The organism is Citrobacter sp. RHB25-C09, assembly GCF_013836145.1.
In the GTDB taxonomy this organism is placed as follows: Bacteria; Pseudomonadota; Gammaproteobacteria; order Enterobacterales; family Enterobacteriaceae; genus Citrobacter_A.
In genome coordinates this window covers 2,750,086-2,774,524 of the sequence record NZ_CP057483.1, presented here as the reverse complement: position 1 = coordinate 2,774,524, position 24,439 = coordinate 2,750,086, and the positions used below count along the sequence as shown (strand labels likewise).

Annotated in this window: 21 protein-coding genes and 1 riboswitch; of the genes, 14 read left to right on the top strand and 7 right to left on the bottom strand. The window is 51.6% G+C overall.

The window, feature by feature from the left end:
- Positions 1-14: 14 nt before the first annotated feature.
- Positions 15-2,048, bottom strand: coding sequence for a methionine--tRNA ligase (gene metG / locus HVY19_RS12990; protein ID WP_181680993.1), 2,034 nt, complete (start codon positions 2,046-2,048; stop codon positions 15-17).
- A gap of 164 nt (positions 2,049-2,212) precedes the next feature.
- Here metG and apbC point away from each other — a divergent pair, with 164 nt between their 5' ends.
- The 6 genes from apbC to HVY19_RS12960 all read left to right on the top strand — a co-directional run bounded on the left by apbC (position 2,213) and on the right by HVY19_RS12960 (position 8,856).
- A complete protein-coding gene (gene apbC / locus HVY19_RS12985; protein ID WP_181680992.1) occupies positions 2,213-3,322 on the top strand; it encodes an iron-sulfur cluster carrier protein ApbC in 1,110 nt (369 codons plus the stop codon).
- A gap of 158 nt (positions 3,323-3,480) precedes the next feature.
- Positions 3,481-3,765, top strand: coding sequence for a DUF2574 family protein (locus HVY19_RS12980; protein ID WP_181680991.1), 285 nt, complete (start codon positions 3,481-3,483; stop codon positions 3,763-3,765).
- 272 nt (positions 3,766-4,037) lie between these two features.
- Positions 4,038-4,625: a fimbrial protein gene (locus tag HVY19_RS12975; RefSeq protein WP_181680990.1), complete on the top strand. Its 588-nt coding sequence runs from the start codon at positions 4,038-4,040 to the stop codon at positions 4,623-4,625.
- Between the two features lie 64 nt (positions 4,626-4,689).
- Positions 4,690-5,373 (top strand): fimbria/pilus periplasmic chaperone, encoded by a 684-nt coding sequence (locus HVY19_RS12970; protein WP_181680989.1) that lies wholly within the window; start codon positions 4,690-4,692, stop codon positions 5,371-5,373.
- Between the two features lie 14 nt (positions 5,374-5,387).
- Positions 5,388-7,874 (top strand): fimbrial biogenesis outer membrane usher protein, encoded by a 2,487-nt coding sequence (locus tag HVY19_RS12965; RefSeq protein WP_181680988.1) that lies wholly within the window; start codon positions 5,388-5,390, stop codon positions 7,872-7,874.
- A 13-nt stretch (positions 7,875-7,887) separates the two neighbouring features.
- The gene (locus HVY19_RS12960; protein ID WP_181680987.1) at positions 7,888-8,856 is read left to right on the top strand and encodes a fimbrial protein; all 969 of its coding nucleotides are present in this window, start codon (positions 7,888-7,890) and stop codon (positions 8,854-8,856) included.
- Between the two features lie 49 nt (positions 8,857-8,905).
- On the opposite strand, the gene HVY19_RS12955 is transcribed toward HVY19_RS12960, so the two are convergent.
- Positions 8,906-9,232: an RcnB family protein gene (locus tag HVY19_RS12955; protein ID WP_181680986.1), complete on the bottom strand. Its 327-nt coding sequence runs from the start codon at positions 9,230-9,232 to the stop codon at positions 8,906-8,908.
- Between the two features lie 245 nt (positions 9,233-9,477).
- Positions 9,478-9,574: riboswitch (TPP riboswitch) on the top strand.
- Between the two features lie 31 nt (positions 9,575-9,605).
- Between HVY19_RS12955 and thiM the strand changes: the two genes are divergently transcribed.
- The 7 genes from thiM (at position 9,606) to HVY19_RS12920 (ending at position 17,302) form a co-directional block, all read left to right on the top strand.
- Positions 9,606-10,394: a hydroxyethylthiazole kinase gene (gene thiM, locus HVY19_RS12950; protein WP_181680985.1), complete on the top strand. Its 789-nt coding sequence runs from the start codon at positions 9,606-9,608 to the stop codon at positions 10,392-10,394.
- Positions 10,391-11,191 (top strand): bifunctional hydroxymethylpyrimidine kinase/phosphomethylpyrimidine kinase, encoded by an 801-nt coding sequence (thiD, locus tag HVY19_RS12945; protein WP_181680984.1) that lies wholly within the window; start codon positions 10,391-10,393, stop codon positions 11,189-11,191. Before thiM ends, thiD begins: the two co-directional genes overlap by 4 nt.
- A gap of 398 nt (positions 11,192-11,589) precedes the next feature.
- A complete protein-coding gene (locus HVY19_RS12940; RefSeq protein ID WP_181680983.1) occupies positions 11,590-12,729 on the top strand; it encodes a polysaccharide export protein in 1,140 nt (379 codons plus the stop codon).
- Complete coding sequence (locus HVY19_RS12935) at positions 12,729-13,163, top strand: protein tyrosine phosphatase (RefSeq protein WP_181680982.1); 435 nt, start codon at positions 12,729-12,731, stop codon at positions 13,161-13,163. The genes HVY19_RS12940 and HVY19_RS12935 overlap by 1 nt, the downstream gene beginning before the upstream one ends.
- A 16-nt stretch (positions 13,164-13,179) precedes the next feature.
- Entirely contained in the window at positions 13,180-15,381 is a 2,202-nt protein-coding gene (locus tag HVY19_RS12930) for a polysaccharide biosynthesis tyrosine autokinase (protein WP_181680981.1), read from the top strand.
- On the top strand, positions 15,378-16,388 hold the full coding sequence (gene wecA, locus HVY19_RS12925) for a UDP-N-acetylglucosamine--undecaprenyl-phosphate N-acetylglucosaminephosphotransferase (RefSeq protein WP_181680980.1): 1,011 nt from the start codon (positions 15,378-15,380) through the stop codon (positions 16,386-16,388). The genes HVY19_RS12930 and wecA overlap by 4 nt, the downstream gene beginning before the upstream one ends.
- Before the next feature lie 167 nt (positions 16,389-16,555).
- Positions 16,556-17,302, top strand: a complete 747-nt coding sequence (locus tag HVY19_RS12920) for a GntR family transcriptional regulator (protein ID WP_181680979.1) — start codon at positions 16,556-16,558, stop codon at positions 17,300-17,302.
- Here HVY19_RS12920 and HVY19_RS12915 read toward each other — a convergent pair.
- From HVY19_RS12915 to HVY19_RS12905, 3 genes are read right to left on the bottom strand one after another with little or no spacing between them, the layout of a single operon-like run.
- Positions 17,276-18,241, bottom strand: coding sequence for a PfkB family carbohydrate kinase (locus HVY19_RS12915; RefSeq protein WP_181680978.1), 966 nt, complete (start codon positions 18,239-18,241; stop codon positions 17,276-17,278). The genes HVY19_RS12920 and HVY19_RS12915 overlap by 27 nt on opposite strands.
- On the bottom strand, positions 18,238-19,242 hold the full coding sequence (locus HVY19_RS12910) for an ADP-ribosylglycohydrolase family protein (RefSeq protein WP_181680977.1): 1,005 nt from the start codon (positions 19,240-19,242) through the stop codon (positions 18,238-18,240). The genes HVY19_RS12915 and HVY19_RS12910 overlap by 4 nt, the downstream gene beginning before the upstream one ends.
- Positions 19,239-20,516: a nucleoside permease gene (locus HVY19_RS12905; protein WP_181680976.1), complete on the bottom strand. Its 1,278-nt coding sequence runs from the start codon at positions 20,514-20,516 to the stop codon at positions 19,239-19,241. Before HVY19_RS12905 ends, HVY19_RS12910 begins: the two co-directional genes overlap by 4 nt.
- 251 nt (positions 20,517-20,767) lie before the next feature.
- Between HVY19_RS12905 and fbaB the strand changes: the two genes are divergently transcribed.
- The gene (gene fbaB, locus HVY19_RS12900) at positions 20,768-21,820 is read left to right on the top strand and encodes a class I fructose-bisphosphate aldolase (protein WP_181680975.1); all 1,053 of its coding nucleotides are present in this window, start codon (positions 20,768-20,770) and stop codon (positions 21,818-21,820) included.
- 4 nt (positions 21,821-21,824) lie between these two features.
- Here the strand turns inward: fbaB and yegS are convergent, their stop codons facing one another.
- Positions 21,825-22,724, bottom strand: a complete 900-nt coding sequence (gene yegS, locus HVY19_RS12895) for a lipid kinase YegS (protein WP_181680974.1) — start codon at positions 22,722-22,724, stop codon at positions 21,825-21,827.
- A 279-nt stretch (positions 22,725-23,003) separates the two neighbouring features.
- Positions 23,004-24,365: a tRNA 5-hydroxyuridine modification protein YegQ gene (yegQ, locus tag HVY19_RS12890; RefSeq protein ID WP_181680973.1), complete on the bottom strand. Its 1,362-nt coding sequence runs from the start codon at positions 24,363-24,365 to the stop codon at positions 23,004-23,006.
- Between the last annotated feature and the right edge of the window lie 74 nt (positions 24,366-24,439).

Sequence of the window (24,439 nt, the reverse complement as noted above, 5' to 3'; positions counted from 1 at the left end):
CTCCGGCTTTTTTGTTATTTCACCTGCTGACCCGGCTTCGCGCCTTCGTCAGGGGTTAATAAGAAGATATCTTTCCCACCAGGCCCTGCTGCCATCACCATCCCTTCCGAGATGCCGAAGCGCATTTTACGCGGCGCGAGGTTGGCGACCATGACGGTGTGACGACCAATCAACACCTGCGGGTCCGGGTATGCAGAACGGATGCCAGAGAAGACGTTACGCTTCTCGCCGCCCAGATCCAGCGTCAGGCGCAGCAGTTTGTCGGAACCGTCGACGAATTCGGCGTTTTCAATCAGCGCCACGCGCAGGTCGACTTTGGCGAAATCGTCAAAGGTAATGGTTTCCTGAATCGGATCGTCTGCCAGCGGGCCGGTAACCGGCGCGCTCGCGGCTTTAACCTCTTCTTTCGACGCTTCAACCAGCGCTTCAACCTGTTTCATATCGATGCGGTTATACAGCGCTTTGAAAGTGTTGACCTTGTGACCCAGCAGCGGTTGTTCGATGGCATCCCAGCGTAATTCAGCATTCAGGAAGGCTTCAACACGTTCGGAAAGCGTCGGCAGAACCGGCTTCAGATACGTCATCAGCACGCGGAACAGGTTGATGCCCATGGAACAGATCGCCTGGAGATCGGCGTCTCGGCCTTCCTGTTTCGCCACCACCCATGGAGCCTGTTCGTCAACGTAGCGGTTCGCCACGTCGGCCAGCGCCATGATTTCGCGAATAGCTTTACCAAACTCGCGGCTTTCCCACGCTTCGCCAATGGTAGCCGCGGCGTCGGTAAAGGTCTTGTACAGCGCCGGGTCAGCCAGTTCAGCCGCCAGCACACCGTCAAAACGCTTACTGATAAAACCTGCGTTACGGGAGGCAAGGTTGACCACTTTGTTCACGATATCCGCGTTTACACGCTGGACAAAATCTTCCAGGTTCAGGTCGATATCGTCGATGCGCGAAGAGAGCTTCGCGGTGTAGTAGTAGCGCAGGCTGTCCGCGTCAAAGTGGTTCAGCCAGGTGCTGGCCTTAATGAACGTGCCGCGAGACTTGGACATCTTCGCGCCGTTGACCGTCACATAGCCATGCACAAACAGGTTGGTCGGCTTACGGAAGTTGCTGCCTTCCAGCATCGCTGGCCAGAACAGGCTATGGAAGTAAACAATGTCTTTACCGATAAAGTGATACAGCTCGGCGGTGGAGTCTTTCTTCCAGTATTCGCTGAAACTGGTGGTGTCGCCACGCTTGTCGCACAGGTTCTTGAAGGAACCCATGTAGCCGATCGGCGCATCCAGCCAGACGTAGAAATATTTGCCCGGCGCGTTTGGAATTTCAAAACCGAAGTACGGTGCGTCGCGGGAGATGTCCCATTGTTGCAGGCCGGATTCAAACCACTCCTGCATTTTGTTCGCCACCTGCTCCTGGAGCGCACCGCTGCGGGTCCAGGCTTGCAGCATTTCGCTGAAAGAGGGCAGGTCGAAGAAGAAGTGTTCGGAATCACGCATGACGGGCGTCGCACCGGAAACCACCGATTTCGGCTCGATCAGCTCGGTCGGGCTGTAGGTCGCGCCGCACACTTCACAGTTGTCGCCGTACTGATCCGGAGACTTACATTTCGGGCAGGTGCCCTTCACAAAACGGTCAGGCAGGAACATGCCTTTTTCCGGATCGTAAAGCTGTGAGATGGTGCGGTTTTTAATAAAGCCGTTCTCTTTCAGGCGTCCGTAAATCAGCTCAGACAGCTCGCGGTTTTCGTCGCTGTGCGTAGAATGATAGTTGTCGTAGCTGATGTTGAACCCGGCAAAATCGGTCTGGTGCTCCTGACTCATTTCACCGATCATCGCCTCCGGCGTGATACCAAGCTGCTGCGCTTTCAGCATGATTGGCGTGCCGTGGGCGTCGTCCGCACAAATGAAGTTTACCTCGTGGCCGCGCATTCGCTGGTAACGGACCCAGACATCAGCCTGGATGTGCTCCAGCATATGGCCGAGGTGGATTGAGCCGTTGGCGTACGGCAGCGCGCACGTTACCAGAATTTTCTTCGCGACTTGAGTCATAGTAGGTAATTACTTCTTTGGTAGTGAAAAGGGCTTTGATAGTACCAAAATGGGCATTACTGCGCCAAGAATTAAGGGCATCAAACCATAAATGATTAATCGTTACCTCTGGAGTACACTACGTCGCTACAATTGTACTTTTCAGAACAACAAAAGGAGTCGGGATGAACGCACAATCCCAGGCTAAATCACCAGAGACGCTGCGCGCAATGGTCGCAGGGACACTGGCGAATTTTCAGCACCCCACATTGAAGCATAATCTGACGACGCTAAAGGCGTTACACCACGTCGCCTGGATGGACGACACTCTTCACGTTGAGCTGGTGATGCCGTTCGTCTGGCACAGCGCATTTGAGGTGTTAAAAGAGCAATGTAGTGCTGATTTGCTGCGGATCACCGGGGCAAAGGCCATTGACTGGAAGCTGTCTCATAACATCGCGACCCTGAAGCGCGTTAAAAATCAGCCGGGCGTCAACGGTGTGAAGAACATCATTGCCATCAGCTCAGGTAAAGGCGGCGTGGGGAAATCCTCCACGGCGGTAAACCTGGCGCTGGCGCTGGCGGCAGAAGGGGCGAAAGTGGGCATTCTCGATGCCGACATTTATGGTCCATCCATCCCGACGATGCTGGGCGCGGAAAATCAGCGTCCGACCTCGCCGGACGGTACCCACATGGCGCCGATTGTTTCTCACGGTCTGGCAACCAACTCGATTGGCTATCTGGTCACCGACGACAATGCGATGGTGTGGCGTGGCCCAATGGCCAGTAAAGCGCTGATGCAAATGCTCCAGGAGACGCTGTGGCCGGATCTCGATTATCTCGTACTGGATATGCCGCCGGGTACCGGTGATATTCAGTTGACGCTGGCGCAAAACATCCCTGTGACCGGTGCCGTAGTAGTGACTACGCCGCAGGATATCGCGTTGATTGACGCTAAGAAAGGCATCGTCATGTTCGAGAAGGTCGAGGTGCCTGTGCTGGGCATTGTCGAAAACATGAGTATGCATATCTGCAGCAACTGCGGTCATCATGAGCCGATTTTTGGCACCGGTGGCGCACAGAAACTGGCTGAACAGTATCACACGCAGTTGTTAGGGCAGATGCCGCTGCATATCAGCCTGCGGGAAGATCTTGACCGCGGTACGCCGACCGTCGTCAGCCGCCCGGATAGCGACTTTACCGTGATGTATCGTGAGCTGGCGGGACGTGTTGCCGCACAGCTGTACTGGCAGGGTGAAGTCATCCCCGGAGAAATAGCCTTCCGCGCCGTATAATTTCGGTGCAAATAACGCGTCACCGCATCAGTAATATATTGATGCGGTGAATGTGTATTATGAATTTATTATTCCTGTTGTATTATTCCGCATTGTCATCCATTCTTGATCTTATTAAGGCGTTGTTTATTACTTCCCTCTTTATCAGGAATGTTGCTATGAAAAAAAATGTTATCTGGGGAATATTTGCGCTTGCTTATGGAATGAGTTCTTACGCTTTCGCTTCTGACGAGCTGGACGGCGAAATCACCCTGGTTGGACAGGTCGTTGAATTCACATGTCTGATCGACCTGGATCTCGGCGAGATGCAAAAAGATTGCCTGAACGTCGTGCAACCGTTCGCGTCAACACGGGAGCAAAGCCAGCGGCAGGGGATCATCACGACGCGTCTTTCTCTCGCAAACGATACTCAGCGACAAATTATTCTGAATACTTACGATTGATTTTCAAACAACACATCATTATATAAGACTGTATTAGCGCTTAATACGGTCTTTCTTCGTTCACTAATTGATCAATCTATTCATTTTATGGAATTTATGCCTCTGCATAATATTTATTTGCACATTATCATTCATCAATATAATGCATTATGTTATTTGCGTTAAGTCAATAAAACTAGTCATTTACATTGCCTTAACGTTATCTTCATGAGACTTTCAAATTGTCACAATTAAAAGGATTCTTTCTGATAACTATTTATAAGGATGAACTTATGAAGAAGTCCGTTATTTTCACAGTATTTCTCCCATTATTATTTTCAGGCATGGCAAACGCAGCGGATACCAATGTTGTTACTGAGGATGGCCAACTGGTAATTAAAGCCACCGTGGAAGGTTCTTCCTGCCACTTTAGTTCCGATGGCGGCAATTCAGCAACTATTGATATGGGTGTTATTTCAACCTCTGACGTTTATAAGTTAGGTATCGGCGCAGTGGATACAACAAAGTGGAATAACGAAGGGGATGTGCTGGAGATCGTTTGTCCTGACGGCGTTAAGCTTAATCAAATTACCTTTGATCCCACTCTATTTTCTGACACCCATTCGGGGCTGTTGCAGGATGATAGCGGCGATACCACCGGGGTCGGCTTCGCGGTAGATTTTCATAATACCGATTCCGCAAGCGTACAAATTACGCAAAAAAACCAGATTGTCGATGTCAGCAGTTTGACCGGAACGGCATCGGGTGACGGTGGCGTGGTATATTCACTCAAATTTGATGCCCGTTGGGCACGACTGGCGCAGGTAGTCAAAGCCGGCGATGTAAAATCAACGATCAAATTTACCGTTGAAACTGATTAGTATGCAACGTTACGCTATTGTCGGCTATTTCCGGCAATAGCGATCTGAAATAAAGGTCGTACATATGAAACGGATTTTATTATCGAGCCTGCTAGCGCTTATGCTTCCCGCTCACGCGGATGTTGTCATTTATGGTACTCGCGTTATTTACCCGTCAGAGAGAAATGAAATTATCGTGCAACTGATGAACCAGAGCAGTAAAGCGTCTCTGGTTCAGTCCTGGATTGACGATGGCGACACGACGATCCCGCCTGAAAGAATCCAGGTGCCATTTTTATTGACCCCTCCCGTTGTACGCATTAAAGGTAAATCAGGGCAGCAAATTAAAATCAAGAAAATGCCTAATTCGTTACCTGCCGACAAAGAAAGCCTTTTCTATTTTAACGTGCTGGATATTCCGCCGAATGTCAGCGAGCAGGAAGGGAAAAACACCCTGAAATTTGCCATGCAGAACCGCTTAAAACTGGTATATCGGCCGAAAGGTATTGCAACGGTAACGCAAGATAGTATTAAAAAAATCGCCTTGATAAAAAAACAGGGCGCAATGCAAATTAAAAATGACACGGCTAACTGGATCACCGTCCCTAAAATTGATGTGCATAATGTTCAGCTTAATGCCAAAACCATTTTGCTACCGCCTTTGTCCAGTCAATCTGTTACGTTGAAATCCAGTTCCAGCAGTCATTATAACATCACTATTATTGACGATCGTGGGAATTATGTCAGCGATATGGTGCGGGTTAAATAATATGAGGTGTGGCCATGTTACGGAAAACTCCGCTAGCTTCTGCGATATTTATATTGCTTTTCTCGTCTCCTCTGTTTGCGGAGGAGGAGACGTTTGATACCCATTTTATGATGGGGGGGCTGAAAGGCGAAAAAAGGAGTCGTTTTATCATAGATGCTGAAAAGCCTATGCCCGGCAGCTACGGTTTAGACCTCTATGTGAATAATGAGTGGGGCGGCAAATACGAGTTAAATGTTAAGGATGAACCTGACAATACCTGTTTAACGCTGGATATCCTGCAACAACTGGGCATAAAAACGGAGAACCTTAAGACGGTTAACGAAAGTCGGTGCGTGCCTTTAAAAGCTGCTGTGCAGGGTGGCGATTATGTTTTTGATATTGGCCGTTTTCGCCTCGACCTGAATGTGCCTCAGGCCTGGGTGAACGAACGGGAGTATGGCTACGTTGAGCCGGAAAACTGGGATCGCGGTATTAATGCACTGTATACCTCGTATTACGTCAGTCAGTACTACAGTGATTATAAAAATGCAGGTAACAGTAAGAATACGTTCGCTCGTTTTAATAGTGGCTTGAACCTGCTTGGCTGGCAGTTGCATTCGGACGCCAGTTACAGCAAAACTGACGATAATAGCGAAGAATGGAAGAGTAATACGCTCTACCTGGAACGCGGGATCCCGGAAATTACTGGAACGCTACGCGCAGGGGAAATGTACACGTCATCTGATATTTTTGATGCAGTTCGCTTTCGCGGGATCCGCCTGTATCGCGACATGCAAATGTTGCCGAACTCTAAGCAGAATTTTACGCCCGTCGTGCAAGGGATCGCGCAAAGCAACGCCCTGGTCACGATTGAGCAAAACGGCTTTATTGTGTACCAGAAAGAGGTGCCGCCGGGACCGTTTGCGATTGCAGATTTGCAACTGGCAGGCGGTGGAGCCGATCTGGACGTTAGTGTCAAAGAAGCTGATGGCAGCATTATCACTTATCTGGTCCCTTACTCATCTGTTCCCAATATGCTCCAGCCTGGCGTAGCGAAATACGATTTCGTTGCCGGTCATAGTCATATTGAAGGTGCAAGTCATCAAAGTGATTTTGTGCAGGCCAGCTATCAGTATGGCCTCAATAACCTGTTGACCCTCTACGGTGGCACGATGCTGGGGGATAATTATAATGCGTTCACACTGGGCACCGGTTGGAATACGCGTATTGGCGCCGTTTCTCTCGACGCCACACAGGCGTACAGTAAACAAGACAATGGCGATGTTTTTAACGGACAAAGCTATCAGATAGCGTGGAATAAATATCTCTCGCAAACCCGAACGCGTTTTGGTCTGGCGGCGTATCGCTATTCGTCCCGTGATTATCGCACCTTTAACGATCATGTCTGGGCAAATAACAAAAATAACTACCAGCGCGACGAGAATGATATCTACGATATTGCTGATTACTATCAGTATGATTTTGGCCGTAAGAACAGTTTCTCCGCCAATATCAGCCAGCCGCTTCCTGAGCGCTGGGGGACTTTTTCATTAAGTACTCTGTGGCGTGATTACTGGGGGCGCAATGGTAACAGCAAAGACTATCAGTTGAGCTATTCCAACAGTTGGCAACGACTGACCTATACGCTGTCTGCCAGTCAGACCTACGACGAAGATCATCATGAAGATAAGCGTTTCAACCTCTTCATTTCGATTCCCTTTGACTGGGGCGATGGTGTGTCTGCGTCCAGGCGCCAACTGTATCTCTCGAACTCCACCACTTTTGATGAGGGCGGCTTCGCGTCAAATAACACCGGGCTGACCGGTACTGCGGGCGAGCGCGACCAGTTTGCTTATGGTGTAAACCTGAGTCATCAGCGACAGGACAGTGAAACAACCGCCGGAACGAACCTTACCTGGCGGGCACCCGTGGCAACATTAAGCGGCAGCTATAGCCAGTCGTCAGACTATACGCAGAGCGGTGTGAGCGTTTCGGGAGGCGTTGTTGCCTGGTCTGATGGCGTGAATTTCGCCAACCGTCTTTCCGATACGTTTGCAATCATTGAAGCGCCGGGGTTGGAAGGCGCTTATATCAATGGACAGAAATATCGGATGACCAATGCCAAAGGCATGGTGCTCTACGACGGCTTAAGCGCCTATCGCGAGAACCGTCTTACTCTGGATATTTCCAATACGCACAGTGAAACCGAATTGCAAGGTAACCGCAAAAGCGTTGCTCCCTATCGCGGGGCTATTGTTAAAGCGCGGTTCGATACCGATCAGCGCAAACCCTGGTATTTCAGAGCGCTCAAAGCGGATGGTTCTCCTTTGACCTTCGGCTACGAGGTAGAAGATCAACAGGGCAATAACATCGGCGTCGTTGGCCAGGGCAGCCGGTTATTTATTCGAACCAATGATGTGCCGGAAATAATCAAGGTCGCCGTTGATAAACAGCAGGGACGTTACTGCACTATCGCTTTCAATAAAGAGATTGATGCAAACAAGACCTATACCTGCCAATAAAAGGATCATGACGATGAAATGGATACTCTTCGCGATGCTCACCCTGTGCTCATTTTGGGCGCAGGCCGATAAATGTGACTTTATTCCACCGGATAGCATTAATGGAGAATATACGTTCACCCCGAATGCCATGACGGGCACCCTTGACGGCGGGCTTTTTGCGGCGGGTCAGAATGACACGATTGTATTGTCTTGCAACTCGACCGTGAATGCGTGGTTGAAGGCAGTCATGGCCATCATTCAGAGCGATAAATTTGCCTTTCGGGTGGGCAGCAAATACTACATTATCTCTTTTAGCGTTGACTATCAGCAACAGAGCCAGATCCCGGCAAAAGCGAAATATACGCTGTCAGATTTTTTCGATATGGCAGGGTTAGTCCTTCACTATTCCATCGTGGAGGCTGACTCTCCTGGCGGCGCAAAGGTGATACTGCCGGGGGCCATTATTCCGTTAGTGACCACGTTGAATCTGGATTATTGCCAGGGGAATGTCACAAACTGCGCTCTGGACAAAAAAATCAATTACACCATCAATTTTCTTATGGATCTCGATATTACGACCTGTGCGTTTGGTGACCAGGAGATTGATTTGGGCACTATAAATATCAACGACCTGAATAAAAAGCCGTTCGAACTTCATCCCGTACAATTTACCTGTCAGGGGAGCGGTTCAGGAAGTCTGAAATTTACCCCGGATAACGTTGTGTTCTATTTTGAACCGATCAGTCCATTGGCGACGGATGCCGTGACGTTGACCAATGACTATGGCACATCTTCCGCCAGTGCAGGTGCGGTGGGATTTCAGCTATCAATGGATGGAACGACAAGTATTGGATATGGCAGTTCCCACCCCTACACGTCGTCAGCAGTTACGGGAGGCACCGTGCCAATAAATATCTACGCACGAACTCGAACCTATGAAGGGAAAGTGACGGCAGGTGAAGCCATGAGCAGAGTGAAAGTGGTTGTCGATTATCATTAAAACGTGTTCAAAGCAGACCATTTACGCACCCTTATGCGGGTGCGTTTTTTTAGCGATGATAAAAAATTTCGCCATCATAGGCTTTAATGATCTTGCCATCAGCGTCGCCGATCAGCACATACGCGCCCCCCATGTAAGTCCAGTGCGTTCCGGCGTCCGGTGCAGGTAAATTACGCAATTGCCACTGTTTGATATTGTATTCACTGGTGCGATACATTTCCGGCACCGTATCGCCCGGTTTGAAATGAATGAAGTCGGCGACAAAGCTGCTGAGTTCGTATTGATCGATCCCCTTGGTGGCAGCAGTTGCAGCAGGTGCGGCCCACACCGTACTGGACAGGAGGAACAGCGTGCCCAGCACCCATTTATTTTTCATACTTCTACGCTCTCCAGTGTTAAGTCTGCTAAATCAGTTGTGTATCTTTCCCGTGATGCAATACACCTGACAAGCACGTGATTGTGAAATTCCCATAAATATCGTAACAAATGTAACCTTACGCTCTCTCTCCCCCTTCAATATAGAATATATCCGGAATTGGTCGTGGAGATTTACCTGCCCCTTTCAGCCCTTGCAATAGGGTTTTGATTACCTTAGGCTGCATGCACTACATCTCTTTTATGTAGTTTGACTCGGGGTGCCCTTCCTTGCGAAGGCTGAGAAATACCCGTACCACCTGATCTGGATAATGCCAGCGTAGGGAAGTCAGACACTGCTCGTGTCACTTCTTCGCGCGGGCAGGAGCGTAATCATGCAGCCTGACCTGCACAGCCGCACCCTGGCGGCTCGTACCTTGCAACAATTCCGTATTCTTTCACCCTTAACGCATTGTATGACCAATGATGTTGTACAGAGCTTCACTGCCAATACGCTGCTGGCGCTGGGCGCTTCACCGGCAATGGTGATTGAACCTGAAGAAGCCAGACAGTTTGCCAGCGTGGCCGATGCGCTATTGATCAATGTCGGCACGCTCACACAGTCACAAACAGCGGCAATGCACGCGGCGGTTACACAGGCGCATACCGGAAAAACGCCGTGGGTGCTGGATCCCGTTGCGGTGGGCGGACTCGATTTTCGTCGCCGCTTCTGTCTTGAGCTGCTTTCTTTACAACCAGCCGCCATTCGTGGCAACGCGTCGGAAATTCTCGCGCTGGCAGGAATGGCAGCCGGTGGGCGCGGTGTCGATACGACGGATACCGCCATTGCGGCCTTACCCGCTGCACAAGCGTTGGCAAAGCAGGTTGCGGCTATCGTGGTGGTGACAGGTGAAACGGATTACGTCACAGACGACCAGCGTACCATCGCCGTGTCAGGGGGGAACCCTATGATGACGAAAGTCGTCGGCACTGGATGCGCGCTCTCTGCGGTAGTTGCGGCCTGTTGCGCGCTACCGGGTAATTTGCTGGAAAACGTGGCTTCAGGCTGTAGCTGGATGAAACAGGCCGGTGAGCGCGCAACGGCGGAATGTCACGGGCCGGGCAGCTTTATTCCGGCGTTTCTTGATGCGCTTTACAACCTGGATGCGGAGGTGCAGTTATGAAACGAATCAATGCGTTAACCATCGCCGGCACTGACCCCAGCGGCGGCGCGGGCATTCAGGCCGATCTTAAGACATTTTCTGCTCTTGGCGCTTACGGTTGCTCAGTGATTACGGCGCTGGTGGCGCAGAATACGCGCGGCGTTCAGTCGGTATACCGGATCGAACCCGATTTTGTTGCTGCCCAGCTCGACTCAGTGTTCAGCGACGTTCGCATTGATACCACCAAGATCGGGATGCTGGCAGAAACGGATATTGTTGAAGCTGTTGCGGAGCGTTTGCAGCGTCATCAGGTGCAGAGTGTGGTACTCGATACGGTCATGCTGGCAAAAAGTGGCGATCCACTGCTCTCTCCATCTGCTGTTGCGACGTTGCGTACCCGCCTGTTACCGCGGGTGTCGATCATCACACCGAATCTGCCGGAGGCTGCCGCACTCCTGGATGCACCACACGCCTGTTCAGAAAAAGAGATGCTGGAACAGGGGCGAGCACTGCTGGCAATGGGGTGCGGTGCCGTGCTGATGAAAGGGGGACATCTGGATGATGAACAGAGCCCTGACTGGCTCTTTACTGCTTCCGGTGAACAGCGCTTTACTGCGCCGCGCGTGATAACCAAAAACACCCACGGCACCGGCTGTACACTGTCGGCGGCACTGGCCGCTTTACGTCCGCGTCATGCCGGATGGGAGGATACCGTTCAGGAAGCGAAAGTCTGGCTCTCTGCCGCGCTTGCCCAGGCGGATACGCTGGAAGTCGGGGAAGGTATTGGCCCCGTCCATCATTTTCACGCCTGGTGGTAGCGTCAATAATTTCAACATGTGCTTTACGTCGTTGATTGTAAAAATTAATGAATTGAAATATAGCTGCCATGTAAAGTACGTGGCAGTAATCCTTGTTAATATGTGAGCTGTTTTTAATAATTACTTACGATTGAACTATGTACTTGCAAACAAATTGCTTTTGCGGATTTTAGCAATTATTATCCGCCGCATTCGTTAAAGCGAATCATTAATATACAATAAACTAATCAATGTTGCCTGTTTTATCACTGGGTAATATCGGATTTTATTAATATATTTGCTCATTAAATTCAGTTAAGTTAACTAATAGGGGAATCAATATTTTGACTCTTCCCCATGCGCGCTAATGCAACAAAACTCCAACACCAAATAAAGAACATACACAACAGTATATATAAATGAAAAATAAAATATTTTTCCCTTTTTTGATCATTGCTATGAGTCAGTTGACAGGGTGCGTCCTTTTTCCTGGGCAGCACCTTAGTCTTTCGCAAAAAAATATGATTTATCAGCCAAATGATAATGAAGATATTGATAAGCGGATCGATGTTTATTCAATAACGCCTTCTTTAATAGATTCACTGCGCCCGGCACTGATGAAATCTCAGCCTAACACGAAGCTGGATGAACAGTTGAAACGTTGGGAATATCAAATCGGTCCTGGTGATATTCTGACAATTACCGTTTGGGATCACCCAGAGTTAACCACACCTGCGGGACAATATCGCAGTGCCAGCGATACCGGAAACTGGGTGAATTCCGATGGAACGATTTTCTACCCGTACGTGGGGAAACTTAAGGTTGCCGGAAAAACCGTATCTCAGGTTCGCGAAGCCATTACGGACCGCCTGGAAAATGTCATCGAAAGCCCGCAGGTTGACGTGAGTGTCGCGGCGTTCCGTTCGCAAAAAGCTTACGTCACTGGTGAAGTGCAAAAGTCTGGTCAGCAGCCGATTTCAAATATTCCTCTTACCGTGATGGACGCGGTGAATGCGGCAGGCGGGTTATCCGCTGATGCGGACTGGCGCAACGTGGTCCTGACGCATAATGGCCAGGATATGCCAGTTTCTTTGTATGCCCTTATGCAGCATGGCGATCTGACCCAGAACAGGTTGCTTTACCCAGGCGATATCTTGTTTGTTCCGCGTAATGACGCGCTGAAAGTGTTCGTGATGGGCGAAGTGGTGAAGCAGAGCACCCTCAAGATGGACCGCAGTGGCATGACCCTTGCCGAAGCGTTGGGAAATGCCGGCGGCTTGAATCAGGATATGGCCGATGCAACGGGGGTTTTTGTCATCCGTTCGGCGCTGAAAAACCGGAAAGCGGGGAAAATCGCCAATATTTATCAGCTCAATGCCAAAGATGCCTCGGCGATGGTGCTGGGTACCGAATTTCAACTGGAACCGTATGACATTGTGTATGTCACTACAGCACCTGTGTCGCGCTGGAATCGCGTGATTTCACAACTTATTCCGACGATCAGTGGAGTCCACGATCTGACCGAAACCGTTCGGTTTATCAAATCCTGGCCTGAATAATGTTCAGTTCGATTCTGGTGATTTGCACAGGCAATGTCTGCCGCTCCCCACTGGGGGAGCGGTTGCTACGTCAACGCTTGCCGGGAATGCGGATCGACTCCGCTGGCACACATAGTCTGGCTGGTAAGCCTGCCGACATCCGCGCGCAAAGGGTTGCCGCTGCGAATGGGCTTTCGCTTGACGGCCATGTTGCCCGCACGCTAACCCGACAAATGTTTAACCACTATGACCTGATTCTGGCTATGGCTCCGGAGCATATTCGGCATATCACCCGTATGGCACCGGAGGTCAGAGGAAAAACGTTGTTATTCGGGCGATGGTTGGGAAGCCAGGAAATCCCCGATCCGTTTCAGTTTAGCCATCATGCATTTGAACATGTTTACAACTTGCTTGGCGAAGCCAGCCTCGAGTGGGCTAAGAGACTGAGCAAGTAAAAGGGAACCGATTTGTATGTCTTCAAAATTAACGTCTTCTCAGAATGCGCACGCCGATCACCAGAGCCCAGAGGTGGATCTGGTGCGCCTGTTGGGCGAAATGGTTGACCACTGGAAAATCATCCTCTGCGTTACCCTGGTATTTACGGTGCTTGCCGGGAGTTATGCGCTATTGACGACTCCCATTTACCAGGCCGATGCCATGGTTCAGGTTGAACAAAAACAGGAAAACTATCTATTAAAGAATCTGGCGTCGCTTAACCCGGGGCTTTCGCCGGATACCTTCGCAGAAAAGCAACTGCTTCAATCGCGGTTAGTGCTGGGTAAAACGGTGAGCGATCTTCATTTAGATCACGTCATTCAACCCGTTTATTTCCCGGTTATCGGTAAAGTCTGGGCGCGAGTGACGGGGCAAAAACCGGGAAAACTCGATATCAGTTGGATGAACATTCCGCTGCGAAATGGCAAGTCGGCGCGCCTGATCCTCACGGTCGAAAAGAACAATGGCTTTCTCATTGAAGACGAAGAGGGCAATGTTGCACGCGGGCGCACGGGTGAAAGACTTGAACTCAACGGTATATCGTTGAAGATCAAAGGGATAACAGCTGAACCTGGAGCACGCTTTTCCTTAAGGACGCTTTCCGAACTTGAAGCCATTAACCAACTCAAAAAACGTTTTACCGTCACAGAGTCAGGAAAGGACAGCGGAATGCTAACGCTGATGTTGACCGGCCCGGATGGCGAAATGAACGCACAGACGCTGAACAGTATTGCCAATAATTATCTCCAGCAGAACATTGAGCGGCAGGCCGCCCAGGATTCGAAGAGCCTCGCTTTTTTACAGCGCCAAATGCCTCAGGTGCGTCGTGACCTTGACCAGGCGGAAGAGCGTCTCAACGGCTATCGTAAAAAACGCGATTCCGTGGATTTGAATCTGGAAGCAAAATCGGTGCTTGAGCAGATTGTGAACGCGGATAAACAGCTTAATGAACTGACCTTCCGTGAGGCAGAAATATCACAGCTTTATAAAAAGGATCACCCCATCTATCGGGCGTTAACTGAAAAACGCCAGACGCTGGAGAAAGAAAAAGATCGCCTGACTCTAAGGGTGACTGAAATGCCCTCCACACAGCAGGAGATCATCCGCCTGAGTCGGGAGGTTGACACGGGCCATGCCGTTTACCTTCAGTTATTGACGCGCCAGCAGGAACTGACGATTTCGAAATCCAGTACCGTAGGCAACGTGCGCATTATTGATGGCGCCGTCACGCAACCGGAGATGATCAAACCCCGAAAGGCGATGATTGTCATTCTAGGGACACTGTTTGGTTTTATTCTCTCGGTGGGCGTTGTGCTCCTGCGCGCCGCGTTTCGCAAGGGCATTGAGACGCCAGAGCAACTGGAAGATCAGGGGATCGGCGTATATGCAACGTTGCCACGCTCGGCATGGCTGGCGAATAAAACGCGTTTACGCCGTCGCAAGCTATTTTCCGCGCAGATGAGGCATAAAACTCACGATGTCCCGTTTCTGCCTCTTGAAAGACCGATGGATCTCTTTGTTGAAGCTATTCGCGGGCTGCGGACCAGTTTGCATTTTTCCATGATGGAAGCAGGCAATAACGTCCTGATGGTGACCGGGGCCACACAGGACTGCGGCAAAACGCTGGTCAGTACTTCTCTTGCAGCGGTTATTGCTCAGGCGGGGAAGCGGGTTCTTTTCATTGATGCCGACATGCGCAGAGGGTACTCGCACAGTATTTTCATGCTCAATAATGACGAAGGGTTATCGTCAATACTGGCTGGGGAAATGTGTGTTCAGGAAGCTATTCAACACTTCACGGATGGTGGTTTTGACGTGCTTACCCGTGGTCAAACGCCGACCAACCCCGCGGAACTGCTAATGCATGAGCGTTTTAAGGATCTTATTACGTGGGCGAACGAGCATTATGACGTTGTGCTTGTTGATACCCCACCGGTACTGGCGGTGACCGATGCGCTGCTGGTCGGACGGCAATGTGCTTCTACGCTTCTGGTGGCGCGTTTTGGTGTGACCAGCATTAAAGAAGTGCTGGTTTGTACCCGCCGACTGCAAATGGCGGACATCAGTATGCCCGGCGTTATTCTGAACGATGTGATACGGCGCGCCGCGAATATTTACAGAACCGGCTATAGCGATTATGGCTACAGTTATGGCATGGACAGGACAGTCGGAAAATGATCTATCTGATAGTGTTATTCAGCGCTAAGGCCGGACTGGTTTTCTCACGTTACGTTGCCAATATCATCGGATTACTGGACAAACCCGATCTGCGCAAACAGCATGAAGGCCACGTCCCGCTGGTGGGCGGAATATCGCTGTGGTGTGGCATGAGTATCCTTATGTTGCTGAATGTTCACTGGTTTGCGCATCAAACGGTACTTTGGGCAGCCGCTTCGTTGCTGATGGTGATTGGTATTCTTGACGATCGGTTTAATCTGCCGGTTCTGCCGCGTGTGCTGGGGCAGGGGGTGGCGGCGCTGATGATGATGAATGCGGGCGTGGTGCTGGAAACATTAGGTGAATTACTCCCCGGCATGACCATTGCGCTGGGACCCTTCGGCTTTCTGGTCACGTTGCTGGCCGTCTGGGCATCAATTAACGCTTTCAATATGATTGACGGTATTGACGGCCTGTTGGGGACGATCACATTCATTACCTTTGGCGCACTGGCGGTGTTGTACGAGGGGCAGGGACAACTCAAAATGGGGCAATGGTGCATTGCCCTTGTCCTGGCTTTGATACCTTATATGGCTGCTAACCTGGGCATCTGGCAGGGAAAGGGACGCAAGGTATTTATGGGAGATGCCGGCAGTACGCTGATAGGGTTTACGGTAATCTGGCTGCTGGTATCAGCAAGTCAGGGTGAAGCGCGGGCGATGAGACCGGTCACTGCGCTGTGGCTTATCGCTGTTCCGCTTATTGACATGTGCGCCGTCTCCCTGCGCCGCCTGCGGGAAGGGCATAGCCCTTTCCGTCCGGACCGCGGGCACGTTCATCATATTCTGATGAAGTGTGGTCTGAGCAGTCGTCAGTCGCTGACGATGCTGGCATTTACGGCGTTAGGTTGTGCTGTCATCGGCATTGCTTTTGAGCATTTGGCTGTCCCGGACTCCCTGAGTTTGGTCATTTTTCTGACGTTGTTTATGGCCTGGTTTATATTCAGCCTTCGCGTTTTCCGCCGCTAAAACGACATTTGTTTACCGGGAGCGAGCATAAGCCCCCATGGCGGCGCAGAATACGAACGGCGTACAGTCGGGATAGCAGATTGAACCTGATTTCGCCGCCGCCCACCATTTCCTCGCAGGGTGGTAGCGTATATACTGACAGGAGTCTTGCTGTCAGGAAAACGTACATGGAACAAGCGCATACCCAACTTATTGCGCAGCTCAACGAGCGTATTGCCGCGAAGGATAATACGCCGCTTTATATTAGATTTGCCGAGACGGTGAAGGACGCTGTGCGTAGCGGAAAGCTTGCACATGGTAATATCTTACCCGGTGAGCGTGACCTTAGTCAGTTGACAGGCGTCTCGCGCATTACGGTGCGAAAGGCGATGCAGGCGCTGGAAGAAGAGGGGGTGGTGACCCGCTCGCGTGGCTACGGTACTCAAATCAATAATATCTTTGAGTACTCCCTGAAAGAGGCGCGAGGTTTTTCTCAGCAGGTTGTTCTGCGGGGTAAAAAGCCAGATACCCTTTGGGTTAACAAGCGGGTGGTGAAATGCCCGGATGACGTGGCTCAACAGCTGTCCGTAGAGGCAGGCAGTGAGGTCTTTTTACTCAAACGTATCCGTTATGTGGATGACGATGCGGTGTCGATTGAAGAGTCCTGGGTTCCGGCCCATCTGATCCATGATGCCGATGAGATTGGGATCTCGCTATATGACTATTTTCGCAGTCAGCACATTCATCCGCAGCGAACCCGCTCCCGCGTGAGCGCCAAAATGCCTGATGCAGAATTTCAGTCGCATATCCAGATGGACAGCAAAGTACCGGTGCTGGTGATCAAGCAGGTGGCGCTCGATCAACAGCAGCGGCCAATTGAGTACAGCATCAGCTATTGCCGAAGCGATCTATACGTCTTTGTGTGCGAGGAGTAGTTCCTCACGATACGGCGCGCAGTTGCCGCCACGATGGCTGACGACCCACGAGGCAACCGCGTTACCAAGCAGTACGGAATCAGCGAGCGACCAGCCGGAAGAGAGCCCCGCCAGCATGCCCCCCGCGTGGCTGTCGCCTGCGCCAATGGTATCGACGACGGTTGTCGGGAAGGCTGGTACATAGCCGGTTCCCTGCTCGCTGAAGTACCATGCGCCATCCTTGTCGTGGCGAACCACCACCGGAGCGGCAAATTTTTGCAGCCACTCCGCGCCAAAAATGTTTATCTCCTGACTGAAGTTAAACCGTTCGGCGGCGATCTCAGCCTCCTGGCGATTGAGCGAGACCAGTGGACGACGGGCCATAATACGGGTCATCAACGTCATCGGAATGTCGCCAATACGCGGGCCAAAGTCGATAAACGGCGTGATTTCTTCCAGCCCCTCCAGCCAGTTTACCAGGAGTTCGCCGCACGGCGATGCAAGCTGATAGCCAGAGAAATAAACCAGGCCGCCACGTGGAATGGTTAACCGCGCCAGCCACCCGGCAGTCCACTGATTTTCCACTCCGCTGAACGACATAAACGTTCGTTCGCCGTCCGGCTCTACCAGCGCCAGACACCAGCCGTTATCGCCTTCTGCGTGGTCGATCAGGCTGTGCAGTCCCTCTTTCGCCATCTGATTACGCACGATCTCAGCCCACACGCCTTGCCCAAGCGGCAGGGCATTGCTGGCTTCTATCCCCAGACGCTTAAGCGCCACGGCAATATTAAGGGCACAGCCGCCGACGTTAACACCCTGCTGCTTCAGCTCAATGTCACAGCCGCGCCAGGGCAGGGCGTATGCGTCAGCAATCACGTCAATTACTGCCGCGCCCACCACGGTGAGTGGCTGATGGGTGGCTAACGTGGGAAGCAGTTCGGATAAGCGAGATGCGTTCATGGGGCCTCCCGTCGCTGTCTCAGGCGTGCGAGTTCGCTGGCGTAGTGATTGAAGTCGAGCTGATTAACCGCATCCAGCTCCTGCTTCCACTGCGGGTTGATCGCGCCGACACCTTGCAGTGCGCCACAGATTGCCGTTGCCATCGCCCCGATGGTATCAGTATCGCCCCCGAGATTAGCGCATAAAATCGCGCAGCGGTTGGGGTCCGTTTCTGCCAGTTCCACCATGGCAATGGCGCAGGCCACCGACTCCAGCGTGCTGGTTCCAGCGCCAACAACCTGATAAAGCATTTCGCTGGTGGACTCCGCGCCGTCGGCATCACGCACAATCTTTAGTGCCATCTCCAGACGTGCAGAGAGTGAGGCGCTGAAGGTAGTGATCCGCTTACGTTGGGCATAAAGCGCAATGGCGGGCAGCGATTCAACAATATCTGCCCAGCGGTCACCGTCTATGGCGCGCGAGATCGCCCATGCCACTACCACCGCCCCGGCGATGGCGAGGTCTGATTTATGCGTCGGACTGGAGGCTAACGCAACGTCATCAATGAAGGCGTCGAGATCGTAGGCCGGTAACAGGCAGCCTAATGGCGAAGCACGCATCGCCGCGCCGTTGGTCACGCCGTTATTCTCCAGATCCACAACCGGAACCCCATCGCGAATGGCGTTGAGCGCGATTTTTGAGGTCGGGCCGAGCACATTCTTGTTGAAAGCGTCAAAGCGCAACGCCCAGTCGAGGATATTTCGGCCAATCAGATCCGGGTCAATCTCGCCGTCGCGGGCCAGCAGCGCATCAGCAAGGCACAGCGCCATTGACGTGTCATCGGTAAACTCAGCGCGGTTAAAATAGCACGCCGCGTTATTCTCCTCCGGGCCAGGCAGAAAGCGGTCAATCCAGCCAAAGTGTGCTTTGACGCGGGTCCTGGGCCACAATTCTGACGGCATACCCATCGCATCCCCTAACGCCTGCCCATAAAGGGCACCGAGAATACGTTCTGCTTTCATTTAACTTCCCCTTGTGTCAACGCATTATCGCGATCTTTCACGTTAATCGCAGAGATTTCTTTGTCGGATTCGCGAAAGAAAATCATAAACAGTACGGCAATCACGGCGATCATTACCGCCCCGAATGTCCACATGCCTGCCCAGTTGAAGGTGAGGCCGTTAACCGGCTCTTTATAGGCAAACATTTTTTCCATCATCACTCCACCGAGGCGATAGCCCAGCAAGCTGCCAAATCCCTGACAGCAGAGAGTGATGAGCCCCTGAGCGGCGGTACGCATATGAACGGGTGCTTTTTTATCGACATAGATATAGGCCGTGACGTAATAGAAGTCATAGCTCACGCCGTGCAGCAAAATACCGAGGAACAGCAGGGCGTAAGTGAAGTATTCTTCCGCTCCGCCGTAGATGAAAAACCCGTAGCGAATAGCTGCAGTGATAAGACCAAGTAGCAATACCTTTTTGATACCAAAACGTTTGGTAAAAAACGGCAACGCCAGCATAAAGAAGATTTCTGAGAACTGGCCGAGCGTCATCCAGCCGGTGGCGTTTTTCATTCCGACTTCTGTCAGATATCCGTTAGCGAAGATGTAATAGAACGCCAGCGGCATTGCGAACAGGAACGAACAGACGAAAAAGACGAGGAAATTTTTATCCCGCAGCAGAATCAGCGCATCCAGGCCGAGCATGACTTTGAAGTCCATCTTACCGGTGCTTTTTGGTGGGGTATCCGGCAGGAAAAATGCAAATACGCCCAGCAGTGCGGAGCTGGCGGCGGTTATTAACAGCGGAATATTGGTCGGCGAAATATCGCTATAGCCCAGCCACTGCGGTAAAAATCCGCAGGCAAGACCAGAGGCGATCCAGCCAATTGTGCCCATTACGCGGATTCGCGGGAAGTCGCGCTCCACGTCAGGCACGTTAGCAAACGCGATGCTGTTGGTAAGCGCAATCGTTGGCATATAAGTGAGCGAATAAGCCAGTAGCAGTGGGAAGAATCCGCCAAAGGTAGTCTGCATGGCGGCAAAGTACATGAGCACTGCTCCGGCGAACATCAACACTGCCAGCACTTTTTGCGCCGAAAAGAAGCGGTCGGTGATCGAACCGACCAGGATAGGAGAGAGGATCGCGGCGATGGCGGTACAGGCATAAGACCAGCCGATTTCCCCGGCGGTAAAACCGCTTTTACTCAGCCAGAGCCACAGCGGAACGAACCAGGCTCCCCAGATAAACCACTCAACGAACATCATGAACGACAGCTTCACTGTAGTTTTCATCTTAAAATCCTTCATGACAGGTAAGGTACGTCATGACAATACCATTAAGTAATACCTTTTAAATACCTTTGATGTGAAACTTTGAGTGCCATAACACTTTTTAACCAGTGAATCGTGCCAGCAGAAATCCCTGAAAACGACGCTTTGGTTGGAAAAATTCTCCGGTCACTACCAGACTTATGGCTGCCCGCATTCGGCGGGTCAGGACTATTCATATCCGATATCTACTCGGAACTGACGGGAGCATAGTTATGACTGATATTGCGCAGGTACTCGGCAAAGACGCCGACAGCCTTTTACAGCATCGTTGTATGACCATTCCATCTGACCAGCTTTATCTGCCAGGACACGATTACGTCGATCGGGTAATGGTGGATAACAACCGTCCGCCAGCGGTGCTGCGTAACATGCAGACACTCTATAACACCGGACGCCTGGCGGGGACGGGCTATCTGTCCATTTTACCCGTTGACCAGGGCGTAGAGCACTCGGCTGGCGCCTCGTTTGCCGCTAATCCGCTCTACTTCGACCCAAAAAACATTGTTGAACTTGCTATTGAAGCCGGGTGTAACTGTGTGGCCTCGACCTATGGCGTGCTGGCATCGGTATCCCGCCGCTATGCGCATCGCATTCCGTTTCTGGTGAAGCTCAATCATAACGAAACCCTGAGTTACCCGAATACCTATGACCAGACGCTGTATGCCAGCGTGGAGCAGGCGTTTAATCTTGGCGCGGTTGCGGTGGGGGCAACGATCTACTTTGGCTCAGAAGAGTCACGTCGACAGATTGAGGAGATTTCTGCCGCCTTCGAACGCGCGCACGAGTTAGGGATGGTCACCGTGCTGTGGGCGTATCTGCGCAATTCAGCATTTAAAAAAGAGGGCGTGGACTATCACGTTTCTGCCGATTTAACCGGTCAGGCGAACCATCTGGCAGCAACGATTGGCGCGGATATCGTAAAACAGAAAATGGCGGAAAATAATGGCGGTTATAAGGCCGTTAATTATGGCTACACCGACGATCGCGTCTATAACAAACTGACCAGTGACAACCCGATCGACCTGGTGCGTTATCAACTGGCGAACTGCTATATGGGACGCGCAGGGTTGATAAACTCTGGCGGTGCCGCAGGCGGTGAGACGGACCTTGCTGACGCGGTGCGCACGGCGGTTATCAATAAGCGCGCAGGCGGCATGGGGCTGATCCTCGGTCGAAAAGCATTCAAGAAATCAATGGCTGACGGCGTGAAGCTGATCAACGCCGTGCAGGATGTCTATCTGGACAGCAAAATTACGATTGCCTGATGGATTAACGCAGTAACGGGCAATCGGGCGGGAGACGACAACGCAACGCGGCGGGCAAGATTTCAATATGAAATTCCTGTCCGCTCAGCGGTTCACCGTCCAGATTGAAGGTAATGTCATGCGGTGCCCGAATATCAAACCAGGCGGATGACCCGTCGATGATATTCGGGTTTTCTTCCTGGGGCTTGAGGGTGGAAAAGAGCGCGGGAAGAATCTCATCGCCGGTGAAAATTCGCAGTTGCAGCAGACCATCATTGATTAAGGCCTCTGGGCACAGTTGTTGCCCGCCACCGGCCTGGCGGCCATTACCAATACCAATTATTAGCGCGTCGCCTTGCCAGTGAAAATTCTCCCCCCGAATCTCACAGCGATCAGGCTTGAGCGTATCCATGCGCATCAGGCCGTGAATGATATACGACACGCCGCCCAAAGCGGCTTTGAGTTTTTCCGGCGTCTCAGTGGTAATACGGGTACCAAAACCGCCAGTCGCCATATTGATAAAACAGGTGTTGTCGTTGACCCGGGCGATATCAATCGCTACGGCATTTCCGGCAATCGCCAGCTTCAGCGCTTTGTCCAGTTGCTCAGGGATCCCAATGCTGGTCGCGAAGTCGTTTGCGGTACCCAGTGGCAGAATGCCCATGGCGGGAATGTCGTTACCCTGACACTGAGTTAATGCCGTCGACACTTCGTTGATTGTGCCGTCTCCGCCACCGGCTATCACCGTTTCAACGCCCAGCGCACGCGCTTCTGCGACGTAGCGCTCGGCATCACCTTTTTCCCAGGTGACGCGAACGTGAAGGGTAACGCCTTCGTCGCGAAGCAGCCCAATGGCTTCCCGAAGCAGTGAGTTGTCTGCACTTTTACCGTTTAAAATGAGCAAACTGGCGGGAAACGTCGTCATTCCTTTACTGCCTTATCGTTGTTGAATCGCTGTAGAAAAGTGTATAGCAGAAACGCGGGAGAGGGGTCAGAACAGGCTGAAAATAGTCACGGGGATGAGAGGACGACAAAAAAATAAGCCTGCGTAAGGGAGATTACGCAGGCTAAGGAGGTGGTTCCTGGTACAGCTAGCATTTATGGGTTATGTTTTTCAGCGAAATGGATAATACCCGTAAAGAACGAAGCGGTATGTGATCGATTTCTAAGAATCATCCTGGCGTGAAAAAATAACCGTGATTAACTATTTACCGTGCGGATTCCGCGTCGATTCCCCGGAAAAATTGCGCATGAGCAGCGCATAATCCAGAGCCACATCCTGCGGAACCGGGATCCAGACGGTGTAACCATCGCCCGGCGCAACCGGCATCGCTTCTCCCCTGGCGTTCTCCATGTGCTCAAGCGTGAAATTGATGTTGCCCTGCGGGGTCATCATTTCAAGGCTATCGCCAACGGAGAATTTGTTTTTCACCAGCACCGCTGCCAGATCGCCGTTACGCTCACCGGTAAATTCACCGACAAACTGCTGACGCTCGGAAACCGAGAAACCGTATTCGTAGTTCTGGTAGTCGTCATGGGTATGGCGACGCAGGAAACCCTCGGTGTAGCCACGATGCGCCAGTCCTTCCAGCGTTTCCAGCAGCTCGGGATTAAACGGCTTGCCCGCGGCGGCATCGTCAATGGCTTTGCGGTAAACCCGCGCGGTGCGGGCGCAATAGTAATAAGATTTGGTGCGGCCTTCGATTTTCAGCGAATGGACGCCCATTTGTGTCAGACGTTCAACATGGGCGACAGCGCGCAGATCTTTCGAGTTCATGATGTAGGTGCCGTGCTCGTCTTCGAAGGCGGTCATGTACTCGCCCGGACGTTGCGCCTCTTCAATCATAAACACTTTATCGGTAGGCGCGCCGATACCCAGCGTCGGCTCAACGTTCTGTACCGGAATTGGCTCATATTTGTGAACGATATTGCCGACCACATCCTCTTTGCCTTCCTGTACGTTGTACTCCCAGCGACAGGCGTTGGTGCAGGTGCCCTGGTTCGGATCGCGCTTGTTAATATAGCCAGAAAGCAGGCAGCGGCCAGAGTAGGCCATGCACAGCGCACCGTGAACGAAGATTTCAATCTCCATTTCCGGCACCTGTTGGCGGATCTCTTCGATTTCTTCCAGAGACAGTTCGCGGGAGAGGATCACGCGTGTCAGCCCCATGGATTGCCAGAACTTCACCGTTGCCCAGTTGACGGCGTTAGCCTGTACGGAAAGGTGAATCGCCATCTGTGGGAAGTGTTCACGGACCAGCATAATCAGCCCCGGGTCAGACATGATCAGGGCATCCGGACCCATTTCCACCACCGGTTTGAGGTCGCGGATAAAGGTTTTCAGCTTCGCGTTGTGCGGGGCAATATTAACAACCACATAGAATTTTTTCCCCAGCGCATGAGCTTCATTAATACCGAGCTGGAGATTTTCGTGGTTGAATTCGTTATTTCGCACGCGCAGTGAATAACGCGGTTGGCCCGCATAAACGGCATCTGCGCCATAGGCGAACGCGTAACGCATATTTTTCAGCGTTCCCGCCGGGGAAAGGAGTTCCGGTTTAAACATAATTTTCTCGTTCTGATGACAGGTCAGATCCGCTTCACCTGATGAAGCGGTTAGAGGAGAGTCCTCACTTTAAG

Excerpts from the sequence above, each read along its gene's own strand:
- metG (WP_181680993.1), bottom strand. The coding sequence starts at position 2,048 with ATGACTCAAGTCGCGAAGAAAATTCTGGTAACGTGCGCGCTGCCGTAC.
- apbC (WP_181680992.1), top strand. The coding sequence starts at position 2,213 with ATGAACGCACAATCCCAGGCTAAATCACCAGAGACGCTGCGCGCAATG.
- HVY19_RS12980 (WP_181680991.1), top strand. The coding sequence starts at position 3,481 with ATGAAAAAAAATGTTATCTGGGGAATATTTGCGCTTGCTTATGGAATG.
- HVY19_RS12975 (WP_181680990.1), top strand. The coding sequence starts at position 4,038 with ATGAAGAAGTCCGTTATTTTCACAGTATTTCTCCCATTATTATTTTCA.
- HVY19_RS12970 (WP_181680989.1), top strand. The coding sequence starts at position 4,690 with ATGAAACGGATTTTATTATCGAGCCTGCTAGCGCTTATGCTTCCCGCT.
- HVY19_RS12965 (WP_181680988.1), top strand. The coding sequence starts at position 5,388 with ATGTTACGGAAAACTCCGCTAGCTTCTGCGATATTTATATTGCTTTTC.
- HVY19_RS12960 (WP_181680987.1), top strand. The coding sequence starts at position 7,888 with ATGAAATGGATACTCTTCGCGATGCTCACCCTGTGCTCATTTTGGGCG.
- HVY19_RS12955 (WP_181680986.1), bottom strand. The coding sequence starts at position 9,232 with ATGAAAAATAAATGGGTGCTGGGCACGCTGTTCCTCCTGTCCAGTACG.
- thiM (WP_181680985.1), top strand. The coding sequence starts at position 9,606 with ATGCAGCCTGACCTGCACAGCCGCACCCTGGCGGCTCGTACCTTGCAA.
- thiD (WP_181680984.1), top strand. The coding sequence starts at position 10,391 with ATGAAACGAATCAATGCGTTAACCATCGCCGGCACTGACCCCAGCGGC.
- HVY19_RS12940 (WP_181680983.1), top strand. The coding sequence starts at position 11,590 with ATGAAAAATAAAATATTTTTCCCTTTTTTGATCATTGCTATGAGTCAG.
- HVY19_RS12935 (WP_181680982.1), top strand. The coding sequence starts at position 12,729 with ATGTTCAGTTCGATTCTGGTGATTTGCACAGGCAATGTCTGCCGCTCC.
- HVY19_RS12930 (WP_181680981.1), top strand. The coding sequence starts at position 13,180 with ATGTCTTCAAAATTAACGTCTTCTCAGAATGCGCACGCCGATCACCAG.
- wecA (WP_181680980.1), top strand. The coding sequence starts at position 15,378 with ATGATCTATCTGATAGTGTTATTCAGCGCTAAGGCCGGACTGGTTTTC.
- HVY19_RS12920 (WP_181680979.1), top strand. The coding sequence starts at position 16,556 with ATGGAACAAGCGCATACCCAACTTATTGCGCAGCTCAACGAGCGTATT.
- HVY19_RS12915 (WP_181680978.1), bottom strand. The coding sequence starts at position 18,241 with ATGAACGCATCTCGCTTATCCGAACTGCTTCCCACGTTAGCCACCCAT.
- HVY19_RS12910 (WP_181680977.1), bottom strand. The coding sequence starts at position 19,242 with ATGAAAGCAGAACGTATTCTCGGTGCCCTTTATGGGCAGGCGTTAGGG.
- HVY19_RS12905 (WP_181680976.1), bottom strand. The coding sequence starts at position 20,516 with ATGAAAACTACAGTGAAGCTGTCGTTCATGATGTTCGTTGAGTGGTTT.
- fbaB (WP_181680975.1), top strand. The coding sequence starts at position 20,768 with ATGACTGATATTGCGCAGGTACTCGGCAAAGACGCCGACAGCCTTTTA.
- yegS (WP_181680974.1), bottom strand. The coding sequence starts at position 22,724 with ATGACGACGTTTCCCGCCAGTTTGCTCATTTTAAACGGTAAAAGTGCA.
- yegQ (WP_181680973.1), bottom strand. The coding sequence starts at position 24,365 with ATGTTTAAACCGGAACTCCTTTCCCCGGCGGGAACGCTGAAAAATATG.